9 protein-coding genes are annotated in these 10,023 nt (G+C 69.2%); 5 read left to right on the top strand and 4 right to left on the bottom strand.

Annotation, left to right across the window (positions count from 1 at the left end; all coding sequences use genetic code 11):
• Nucleotides 1–44: 44 nt before the first annotated feature.
• The 3 genes from ACJJV6_RS19620 to ACJJV6_RS19610 all read right to left on the bottom strand — a co-directional run bounded on the left by ACJJV6_RS19620 (nt 45) and on the right by ACJJV6_RS19610 (nt 3,069).
• Nucleotides 45–692, bottom strand: a complete 648-nt coding sequence (locus tag ACJJV6_RS19620; protein WP_407710527.1) for a phosphoribosyltransferase — start codon at nt 690–692, stop codon at nt 45–47.
• Between the two features lie 88 nt (nt 693–780).
• On the bottom strand, nt 781–1,608 hold the full coding sequence (locus ACJJV6_RS19615; RefSeq protein ID WP_133346314.1) for an alpha/beta fold hydrolase: 828 nt from the start codon (nt 1,606–1,608) through the stop codon (nt 781–783).
• Nucleotides 1,609–1,671: 63 nt separating this feature from the next.
• Nucleotides 1,672–3,069, bottom strand: a complete 1,398-nt coding sequence (locus ACJJV6_RS19610; RefSeq protein ID WP_407709615.1) for an amino acid permease — start codon at nt 3,067–3,069, stop codon at nt 1,672–1,674.
• A 244-nt stretch (nt 3,070–3,313) separates the two neighbouring features.
• On the opposite strand from ACJJV6_RS19610, the gene ACJJV6_RS19605 reads away from it, so the two are divergent.
• The 5 genes from ACJJV6_RS19605 to ACJJV6_RS19585 are packed head-to-tail and all read left to right on the top strand — an operon-like array spanning nt 3,314 to nt 9,153.
• Nucleotides 3,314–4,024 carry an NrtR DNA-binding winged helix domain-containing protein gene (locus tag ACJJV6_RS19605; RefSeq protein WP_133346318.1) on the top strand — a complete coding sequence of 237 codons (711 nt, stop codon included), beginning with the start codon at nt 3,314–3,316 and terminating at the stop codon, nt 4,022–4,024.
• The gene (gene nadA, locus ACJJV6_RS19600; RefSeq protein WP_407709614.1) at nt 4,021–5,325 is read left to right on the top strand and encodes a quinolinate synthase NadA; all 1,305 of its coding nucleotides are present in this window, start codon (nt 4,021–4,023) and stop codon (nt 5,323–5,325) included. The genes ACJJV6_RS19605 and nadA overlap by 4 nt, the downstream gene beginning before the upstream one ends.
• Nucleotides 5,326–5,338: 13 nt before the next feature.
• A complete protein-coding gene (gene nadB / locus ACJJV6_RS19595) occupies nt 5,339–7,078 on the top strand; it encodes an L-aspartate oxidase (protein ID WP_407709613.1) in 1,740 nt (579 codons plus the stop codon).
• Nucleotides 7,071–7,988 carry a carboxylating nicotinate-nucleotide diphosphorylase gene (gene nadC / locus ACJJV6_RS19590; protein ID WP_407709612.1) on the top strand — a complete coding sequence of 306 codons (918 nt, stop codon included), beginning with the start codon at nt 7,071–7,073 and terminating at the stop codon, nt 7,986–7,988. Before nadB ends, nadC begins: the two co-directional genes overlap by 8 nt.
• A gap of 7 nt (nt 7,989–7,995) precedes the next feature.
• Complete coding sequence (locus tag ACJJV6_RS19585) at nt 7,996–9,153, top strand: cysteine desulfurase family protein (RefSeq protein ID WP_407709611.1); 1,158 nt, start codon at nt 7,996–7,998, stop codon at nt 9,151–9,153.
• 105 nt (nt 9,154–9,258) lie between these two features.
• On the opposite strand, the gene ACJJV6_RS19580 is transcribed toward ACJJV6_RS19585, so the two are convergent.
• Entirely contained in the window at nt 9,259–9,918 is a 660-nt protein-coding gene (locus tag ACJJV6_RS19580; protein ID WP_407709610.1) for a DUF1684 domain-containing protein, read from the bottom strand.
• Nucleotides 9,919–10,023: the final 105 nt, after the last annotated feature.

The following is a 10,023-nucleotide window of genomic DNA, read 5'->3' as shown; positions in this document are numbered from 1 at the left end:
CGGACCAGGTGGTCCGGGCCCGCTGCCGTGCGTGGCTGGAAGTGCTACTGCCTCAGGAAGCTGATGGCGTCGTCGTCGGTGAGCTGTTCGAAATGCCGGTAGAAGCTGCCCACTGCACGGAACTTGCCCGGCAGGTGCAGGCAGATCACGGCGTCACAAACGCGCTCCACGGAGGCCTCGGCATCGATGGAGGCCACCGGAGCGGCGGCCACCACGGTAGCGGCCCCACCTTCGCGGACTGCCTCGACGGCGGCCCGCATGGTGGCGCCGGTGGCCAGGCCGTCGTCCACCAGCACCACGGTCTTCCCGCTGAGGTCATGTTCGGTGCCGGGGTAGAGGTCCACGCGGCGGAGCAGTTCGGCACGCTCGCGCTCCTCCACTTCATCGAGCCACTCGCGGCGAACCCCGTGCTCCAGGACGCGGTCCAGCAGGGGCTTGTTGATGAGCCGGACAGTGCGGCCGCGTGCCCACGCCAGCGCTCCGTAGGCGGTCTCCTCATGTCCGGGGATGCCCAGTTTCCGCACCAGCACCGTTCCCACGGGAAGGTAGAGGGCCTTGGCGGCCGCAGCGGCCACCGGAATCCCGCCGCGTGCCAGGCCGAGGACCAGGGTGTCCGGCCGCTCCCGGAACTGCGGAAGTACCGCGGCCAGGCGCTCGCCGGCCTCCGTGCGGTCTTCGAAACGGGTAACCATCTGCTCCTCCAGGCTTTCCTGCACCTGGTTTCAGCCTACCGCCAGCCCGGGCAGCCTGTGCCCGGGCACTGCGGCAGAGTTGCCGGACCTATATGGCCAGGAACGCGATGGCGGCCTGTTTGAAGGCCCGGCTGGTGACGGCGTTGGTGTGGTTGCGTCCCGGCAGGACCAGCTGTTCGGCCATGGAACCGGCGCTTGCCGCCAGCTCTGCGAGTTTAGGCAGGCTGCCCACCCGTTCGTCCTGGTCGCCCGAGACCAGGAGCATCGGAACGTGGGGGACGGCCTCGGAAGGGTCGTACGGTTCTGCCTTGATGGCCTCCACCAGGGACAGAAGGGCGAAGATGTTGTTGCTGGGCAGCAGCAGGGCCATCTTCAGGAGGCGGGCAGTGGATTCGTCGGCGATCGGGGTGCCGTCGGCAAGGTAGTCCTGGGCGGCCACCAGGTCGAACTCCGCCAGTGGATCTGCGGTGTTCGCTCCGCCCAGGACCAGTCGGTGGACGATCTCCGGCTGGGTTGCGCCGAACTCCCAGGCGAGCCGGGAACCCAGCGAATAGCCCACAACGTCCAGTCCGCTGGAAGGGTCGCCTGCCTGCAGGGGCCGAACGCCGGCGTCGAACGCTGCCTGCAGCAGGTCCGCACGGATCCTGCTGGGGGAGTAGGAATCACGGTCCTCGGGCGCGCCGCTGCGGCCGTGCCCCGGCAGGTCCACGGTGATCACCCGGCGTCCCGCCTGCAGCAGCGCCTGCACCCAGCCGGTGTCCTCCCAGTTGAGCTTGGAGGAGGAGGAAAAGCCGTGCAGCAGCAGCACCGGCCGGAGCCCGGCATCCTCCTCCGGTTCGTGGACCCCCACGTACAGCTGGGGGTCCGTGCCCTCCACAGTGTGGGTTTGCTGTTGGCCGGTGTGCCTGCCGCTCATGCTGTCAGTCCTCATCAACTCATGCGTCCGGGCGGGCCCGGCGCGACGGTGCCTGGCATCACTCTACCTGCCGTGCTGGCGCCGGGCGGCGCCGGAGGACCGGCGTGTAAACCGGGCTCCCAGCGCGCAGGCCAGGGCGATGCCGGCGATCAGGGCAAAGGTGCTGAAAAGCTGCACCCGGCTGGCGTCGGCGCTGAAGCCGACGGCAAAGATCAGTGCCAGCAGGACCAGGCCAACAATTGTGAGGCCGGGGAAGCCCTTCATCCGCAGGGGGAGGCGGATGCCCTCCCGGTCCGCGCGGCGGCGCAGCACCAGCTGGGACACCAGCGCGCTGCCCCACACCACCAGGCAGGTGGACCCCACCAGCTGGAAGAGTGCCGGCAGGATGCGCTCCGGGAAGAGCAGTTCCAGGACGGTGGCAATGAAGCCGAAGGCCACGGAGACCGCGACCGCGAGCATGGGGACGCTCTGCCCGGCCAGCCGGGAGAGGAAAGCCGGCGCCTCCCCCCGCTCCGCCAGCGAATAGACCATCCGCGAGGCGCCGTACAGGTTGGCATTCAGCGCGGAAAGGAGCGCGACGACGGCCACCAGGGTTATGGCGGTGGCGGCACCCGGGATGCCTGCGGCGTCGAGGACGCCGGCGAAGGGCGACGCCAGTGCGCCGGACGTGGCGGGAAGGACTGCGGCGATGACGAACACCGAGCCGATGTAGAACACCAGGATCCGCCACACCACGGTGCGGATGGCCTTTCCCACGCTGTGCTCGGGATCTTCCGTCTCCGCTGCCGCCACCGAGACGATTTCGGTTCCACCGAAGGCGAAGATCACCACGAAGAGCGCCGAGGCGATGCCTCCCAGTCCCTCCGGGGCGAAATCCGTGGTGAGGTTTGCCAGGCCGGGCGAGGCAACGTCCGGCAGGAGTCCCAGCAGAAGGGCTGCGCCCACCACCAGGAACAGTACGATCGCGGCCACCTTGAGGATGGCAAACCAAAATTCGAACTCCCCGAAGTTCCGGACGCCGGCCAGGTTGATCCCGGTGAAGACCACCATGAACACCAGTGCAAGTGCCCAGACCGGGATGACGGGCCATACCGAAAACAGCAGCCCTGCGGCGCCGAGTGCTTCGGCGGCGATCACCACCACCAGCTGCAGCCACCACAGCCACCCGATGGTGGCCCCGGCAGTCTTGCCCAAGGCCCTTTCCGCATAGACGGAAAAGGCCCCGCTGGTCGGATTCGCCGCCGCCATCTCGCCCAGTGCCCACATCACCAGGATGATGAGTGTCCCTGCCACAAGGTAGGAGACCAGCACCGCGGGGCCCGCCGCCTGGATGCCGGCGCCGGAACCGAGGAACAGGCCGGCGCCGATGGCGGATCCCAGCCCCATCATGGTGAGCTGCCGGGGCTTCATGCTGTGGCCGAGGTGGTGCTGCGGGCGGGCGGGGGCGGACTTCGTCGTCATGGAAGTGAACCTTCTTGGGGTCTTGGGTTTTCGTCCTCTTGGGACCACTCGAATTTACCGCCTGGCGGGCGCCTTGCCGAACCGCACCGGCCGGGCCTCCGGGCGCATCCGGCCCGGGGCGCGTTTCAGTCGCGTCGGACACATTTCCGGTTTAGGGCCCGACGGCCTTAGAATCAGTTATGGTCACGTTGACTATAACTGTCGGAGCCGGCAGCCGGACCGTAATTACGAAGGAGGTGGATGCATGTACTACAGCTCAGCGAATGTCTCCGAGCGCCGTGCCGCGCCCCCTTCGCTCGCCATTTCCACGGTCATTTTCGCCCTGCGGCCCAGCGAAACATCTGGCCGGCCCACCCTGTGGCTGCCGCTGGTGCGCCGCATCCGCGAACCCTTCAAGGGACTGTGGGCCCTGCCCGGCGGACCCCTCAGCCATGATGAGTCCCTCCAGGACGCCGCATCACGGAACCTTCGGGAAACGACCGGCCTGGCCCCCAACTACCTGGAGCAGCTGTACGCCTTCGGCGGCCTGCACCGGTCACCCACCCAGCGGGTGGTCTCCATTGTCTATTGGGCCCTGGTCCAGCCGACGGAGGCGGCGCTTGCCGACGTTTCCGAGAATGTGCGGTGGTTCCGGGCGGACCGGCTGGGCGACCTGGCGTTCGACCATAACGCGATTGTGGACTACGCACTCTGGCGCCTCCGGAACAAGCTGGCCTACGGCTCGGTGGCCTACCACCTCCTGGGCGAGTACTTCACCCTCGCCCAGGTCCGCGAGGTCTACGAAGCGGTCCTGGACCGCCAACTGGACCCGGCCAACTTCCGGCGCCAGCTCAGATCCACCCCGGAAATCGAAGAAACAGACCAATTCCTCCAGGGCGGTAAACACCGCCCGCCCCGCCTCTACCGCTTTACCGGCCGTCCCGGCCTTGATCCAGACAACAGGAGCACACCATGAGCAGCGTCAACACAGCAATCCAGCTCATCACGCGTGAACAGGCCGAAAAGGGCGCAGCCGCCAAAGGCAGCACCTGCAGCCCCGCCCTCGCCAAGGGCCCGTGGGACTACGATCTGGCCGAGGCGCTCGCCGGTGTCCCCGCCTACGGTCCGGGGGCCTCGAGCGCCGACGTGGCACCGGCGGCTACCCCCCGGCAGGGGCAGCTGCCCGAGGAATACAAGCTCGCCAGCGACGCCGAGCTTGCCGAACGCATCACCGCCGCCAAAGCTGCACTGGGGGACCGTGCCGTCATCCTGGGGCACTTCTACCAGCGGGACGAGGTTGTCCAGTACGCGGACTTCGTGGGCGACTCCTTCCAGCTGGCCAACGCCGCACTCACCCGGCCGGACGCAGAAGCCATCATTTTCTGCGGGGTCCACTTCATGGCCGAAACCGCGGACATCCTCTCCGAGCCCGACCAGGCTGTCATCCTGCCCAACCTCGCCGCCGGCTGCTCCATGGCGGACATGGCCGACGCCGACTCCGTCGCCGAGTGCTGGGAACAGCTGGAGGAAATCTTCGGGACCGAGCCCGACGCCGACGGCCGGGTTCCGGTGATTCCCGTCACCTACATGAATTCCTCCGCAGCCCTCAAGGCATTCTGCGGCGAGCACGGGGGCATCGTGTGCACCTCGTCCAACGCTAAGACAGTCCTTGAATGGGCCTTCCAGCGGGCACAGCGCGTGCTGTTCTTCCCGGACCAGCACCTGGGCCGCAACACCGCAAAGGCGCTGGGCGTGCCGCTGGAGCAGATGCCCATGTGGAACCCGCGCAAGGAACTCGGCGGCAACGGTGAGCAGGCGCTCCTGGATTCACGGGTCATCCTGTGGCACGGGTTCTGCTCCGTCCACAAGCGCTTCACCACCGCCCAGATCGACAAGGCACGGGCCGACTACCCCGGCGTCCAGGTGATCGTCCACCCGGAGTGCCCCATGGAAGTGGTTGACGCCGCCGATTCCGCCGGTTCGACGGACTTCATCAAGAAAGCCATCGCCGGCGCCACGGAGCCCACAACCTTCGCGATCGGCACCGAGATCAACATGGTTAACCGGCTCGCCGCCGAGTACCCGCAGCACACCATCTTCTGCCTTGACCCCGTCATCTGCCCCTGCTCAACCATGTACCGGATCCACCCGGGCTACCTCGCCTGGGTGCTCGAGGAACTGGTTGCCGGCCGGGTGGTGAACAGGATCACCGTGGACGATGCCGTGCAGGCCAACGCCCGGACCGCCCTCGAGCGCATGCTCGCGGCCAGGCCGTAGCGAAGGCCCCACCATGTTCGAGCGAGGGACGGTCCCGTCCGGGACCAGCTCAGCAGCGCCCGCCCGGCAGCGGCTCGTCGTCGTCGGAAGCGGCATCGCCGGCCTGTACGCCGCCCTGTTGGCGGCCGACGCCGGTGCCGACACCGTCCTGCTGACCAAGGGCCGGCTGGGCGAAAGCAACACCTGGTACGCCCAGGGCGGGATTTCAGCCGTGCTCCAGGTCCCCGCGCCCGGCGACACCGTGGCCGCGCACATCGCCGACACACTCCGGGCCGGTGCCGGGCACTGCGATGAAGTGGCCGTCCGGCTCATGTGCACCGAAGCGCGGCTGGACATTGAGGGCCTCCGGCGGTTCGGCGTGCGCTTTGACATGGGGAACGGCGGCGGCCCGGCCCTTGGCCTGGAAGCGGCGCACAGCGCGCCCCGCATCCTCCACGCCGGCGGCGATGCCACCGGCGCCAGGGTTGCCGAGGCCCTGATCCGTGCCGTGCTGGCAGCGCAGGCGGAAGGCAAACTGCGGGTCCTGACCAGGGCCTACGCAACCGCCCTGCTGAAGGACGGCGGCCGGGTCACCGGCGTCGGGTATCTTCAGGACGGCCGGACAGCCGGCATCGAGGCCGACGCCGTCCTGCTGGCCACGGGCGGCGCCGGCCAACTGTTCGCCCGGACCACCAACCCCGGCGTTGCCACCGCCGACGGCCTCGCGCTCGCCGTCCGCGCCGGCGCAGCCACCGCGGACCTGGAGTTCTTCCAGTTCCACCCGACCTGCATGGTGGACGCGGCCGCTGACCGGGCTGCCGCCCCGGTCGGGCCGCTGCTGATCTCCGAAGCGGTCCGCGGGGAAGGCGCCATCCTGGTTGACGCCGGCGGGCGCCGCTTCATGCGCGCCTACCACCCCGACGCCGAACTCGCCCCGCGCGACGTCGTATCACGCAGCATCGCCCTCCACCTGGCCAAACTCGGCGACCCGAACGGCCACGTCTACCTGGACGCACGCGTCATCGAGGAGGCGCGCGGGGCAGGGTTCCTCGAGCGCCGGTTCCCCACCCTCACCCGGAAGACCCGCGAGGCCGGCATCGACTGGACCCGCGAACTTGTCCCGGTGGCGCCGGCGGCCCACTACTGGATGGGCGGCATCGCCACCGACCACTCCGCCCGCACCAGCATCCCCGGGCTCTACGCCGCCGGCGAAGTCGCCCGCACCGGTGTCCACGGCGCAAACCGGCTGGCCAGCAACTCGCTCCTCGAAGGACTCGTCTTCGGCCGCCGCGCTGTTGAGGACTTCCTCTCAGGCTCCACTTGGGGTTCGCCTGACGGCACCCCTCCGCGTGCTGTCTCGGCCGCGGGCGGCCTCGCCTTGACGCACGCTTCCGGGGCACCATCAGGCGACCGCTCGAACGTCACCTTTTCGGCGGCGTCAGCAGCTGGCGGGGCCGGTTTCTCGTTGAGTGGGGGAGGGGATGCTCGTTTTTCGCGGGAGGCTCTTCGCCGGTTGATGACCTCGCATGCTGGTGTTTTGCGGTCGGGGGAGCTGTTGGGGGAGGCCGCCGGCACCCTGGAGCGGTGGGCCGGCGTCGTTCCAACCGGTGCTCCTGATGCCGTCGCTGCGCATGAGGACCGGAACCTGTTGCTGGCAGCCCGGCTGCTGGTTGCTGCAGCGCTGGAACGCTCGGAATCCCTTGGTGCCCACTACCGCAGCGACGAACCCGTCGAAACCATGTCACTTCCGAAAGCGAGCGTTGTCCATGACTGAGCACTCCGTAATCGACCAGGCCGTCCGTCCCGGGCGGGCGCCCGGCCTGACCCTTCCCGCAGGCCCTGTCCGGGAAATCCTGGAACGGGCGTACGCCGAGGACGCCCCCGCCGGGGACATCACCTCGCAGCTGCTGATCCCGGCCGCCGCCCGCGCCACGGCCGTCCTCAACGCCCGGGTGCCCGGGGTCCTCAGCGGGGCCACCGTGTTCCGCGATGCGATGCAGCTGGTGGATCCGGGCATCAGCGTCGAACTGCTGGTGGCGGACGGGGAAACGTTCGACGCCGGCACCCACCTCGCCCGGGTCAGCGGCCCCGCCCGGTCGGTTCTGCTCGCCGAGCGGGTTGCACTCAACCTGGTCCAGCGGATGTCCGCCATCGCCACCCGGACCGCCGAGTTCGTGCAGCTGACCCGGGGCACGCGGGCACGGATCACCGACACCCGGAAAACCACCCCCGGCCTGCGGATCCTGGAGCGCTTTGCCGTCCGCTGCGGCGGCGGGGCCAACCACCGCTACAGCCTCTCCGACGCCGTGCTGGCCAAGGACAACCACCTGGCGGTGATGACCGGCGGGGACCCGGCCAGGCTCACGGAACTGCTGCTCGAAGCCAGGGCGCAGCTGGGGCACACCACGCACTTCGAAGTGGAAGTGGACCGGATGGACCAGATTGAACCGGTCCTGGCGGCAGGCGTGGACACCATCATGCTGGACAACTTCAGCACCGAAGAGCTGGCCGCAGGGGTTGCCCTGGTGGCGGGACGGGCCCGGGTGGAAGCGAGCGGGAACGTCAACATCCACACGGTTGCGGAAATCGCCGCCACCGGCGTGGATGTCATCTCCGTCGGCGCCCTGACGCACACAGTGGCTGCCCTCGACCTCGGCCTGGACGTGGAACTGACCGTCGGGTGAGCACACTGTGATTTTCCTGGATGCCGCCGCCACCACCCCCGTCCGCCGTGAGGTGCTCGAGGCCATGTGGCCCTACCTCACCGGAGAATTCGGAAACCCCTCCAGCCACCACACGCTGGGGGAGTCCGCCGCGCGGGCACTGGCTGACGCCCGGGCCTCCGTGGCCGCCGCACTGGGATGCCGGCCGGGCGAAGTGACCTTCACGTCGGGAGGGACCGAAGCTGACAACCTGGCCGTGAAGGGCATCGCCCTGGCCCGGCAGGCCGCGGACCCTGCCGTGAACCGGGTGGTGATCAGCGCCGTCGAACACCCGGCGGTGGAGGAATCCGCCCGCTACCTGGAACGCTTCCACGGCTTCAGCGTGGACGTGGTGCCGGTGGACAGCTATGGACAGGTGACGCCCAAGTCGCTCGGGGACGTCCTCCGGCCGGAGACGGCGCTGGTCAGCGTGATGTACGCCAACAATGAGGTGGGCACCGTCCAGCCGATCACGGAGCTGGCCGCCCTGGCCCGGGAGCGCGGAATCCCCTTCCACACCGACGCCGTGCAGGCCGCAGGCTGGCTGGCCCTGGACACCAAGGCCCTCGGCGTGGACGCACTGAGCATCTCCGGCCACAAACTGGGGGCGCCCAAAGGCTGTGGCGTGCTCTATGTCCGGAGCCGGACAAGGATGGAACCGCTCATCCACGGGGGCGGGCAGGAACGCGGCCGGCGGTCCGGCACCGAAAACGTTGCCGGCGCCGTCGGCCTGGCCACCGCGCTGGCACTCTCCCAGGCACGCCAGCAGGACCAGCAGGCGAGGGTCACGGCGCTACGGGACAACTTCGTCAGTACAGTGTTGTCGGCCGTCCCCGGAGCCGTCCTCACCGGCCACCCCACGGACCGCCTCCCGTCCGTGGCGTCCTTCTGCTTTCCCGGCACCAGCGGCGAGTCCGTGCTGCTGGAACTGGAACGCCAGGGCGTGGTGTGTTCCAGCGGATCGGCGTGTGCCGCCGGATCGGATGCGCCGTCGCCGGTGCTGACGGCCCTGGGGATTCCCGCCGAGGTTGCCCAGACGGCGGTCCGGTTCAGCTTCGATTCCTCCGTCACCGCGGAGGACCTGAGCGCTGCGGCCGCCGCCGTGGGTTCCGCCGTCACCAGCGTCAGGGCCCTGGGCGCAGGCTGACGGCGCCGGCTGAACGCACGGGCTGACGGCGCTGGTCGCTGATCGCTGGCCATGGGCGCCGGCAGCATTGTTTGACGGCGCGACGACGCCACGGCCCCGTGGGCGTCAGTACAGTTCGCCCACCGGGATCTCCACGGCCAGCCGGTTGGCCGGGCCCGGCAGGGGGCACGCCCACGCCTCGTTGTAGGCGCAGGACGGGTTGTAGGCAAAGTTGAAGTCCAGGACGAACGTGGCATCGGCGCCGGTGCCCTGGACACCGTGGAAGGCGCCCTTGATGGTGTCCAGGAGGTACCGTCCGCCACCGTAGCTGCCGCCCGGCCGGCCCGCCGTCGCATCCCTGAACGGCACGAAGATGCCGCCGCCGTACCCATGCAGCTTCCACACGGCAAGCTGCCCCATCTCCGGCAGGTCAAAGGTGCCCAGCCGGATGAAGTGGACCACGCCGTCGGTCCCGGTGTCCACCGCCATCTCCCGCCCGGCACCCTCCTTGGTCAGCGGCACGTGGAACCGGTAGATGGGGTCGTAGTCGGCCGTTTTGAGGCCGGAGAAAAGCGCCTTGCCCTCGGCGGTGAGTGCCGAGGCCGGGTGCGTGGCAAACATCAGGTCCCGCTGGTGCCGCCAGTAGGAATGCGCCTCCGCCGGACTTTCGGCGGAGATCTTCCGGACGTTTTCGTACAGGGCAAAGGTCCGGAGCCGCCAGTCCGCGATGTCGACGGCGGAGATGTCCGCGGGGTTTTCTTCGGCCGTGCCGTGCTGTTCCGCCATAGTCCCCAGCCTAGCCCCCGTGACAGGTATGCAGGTTCGACGGCGACACGCCCACCGGGCACGCCCGGTCCTGCGGGTGGGATCCGGACGGGAGGGGCGGGCAGG

Source organism: Arthrobacter nitrophenolicus, from assembly GCF_045833485.1.
GTDB lineage: Bacteria > Actinomycetota > Actinomycetes > Actinomycetales > Micrococcaceae > Arthrobacter > Arthrobacter nitrophenolicus.
The sequence above is the reverse complement of the archived record's forward strand: the minus strand, read 5'-3'. Positions and strand labels throughout refer to the sequence as shown.

Bases quoted from the DNA above. Each gene is read 5' to 3' on its own strand.
- ACJJV6_RS19580 (WP_407709610.1), bottom strand. From the start codon at position 9,918: ATGGCGGAACAGCACGGCACGGCCGAAGAAAACCCCGCGGACATCTCC.
- nadB (WP_407709613.1), top strand. From the start codon at position 5,339: ATGTTCGAGCGAGGGACGGTCCCGTCCGGGACCAGCTCAGCAGCGCCC.
- ACJJV6_RS19620 (WP_407710527.1), bottom strand. From the start codon at position 692: ATGGTTACCCGTTTCGAAGACCGCACGGAGGCCGGCGAGCGCCTGGCC.
- nadC (WP_407709612.1), top strand. From the start codon at position 7,071: ATGACTGAGCACTCCGTAATCGACCAGGCCGTCCGTCCCGGGCGGGCG.
- nadA (WP_407709614.1), top strand. From the start codon at position 4,021: ATGAGCAGCGTCAACACAGCAATCCAGCTCATCACGCGTGAACAGGCC.
- ACJJV6_RS19610 (WP_407709615.1), bottom strand. From the start codon at position 3,069: ATGACGACGAAGTCCGCCCCCGCCCGCCCGCAGCACCACCTCGGCCAC.
- ACJJV6_RS19615 (WP_133346314.1), bottom strand. From the start codon at position 1,608: ATGAGCGGCAGGCACACCGGCCAACAGCAAACCCACACTGTGGAGGGC.
- ACJJV6_RS19605 (WP_133346318.1), top strand. From the start codon at position 3,314: ATGTACTACAGCTCAGCGAATGTCTCCGAGCGCCGTGCCGCGCCCCCT.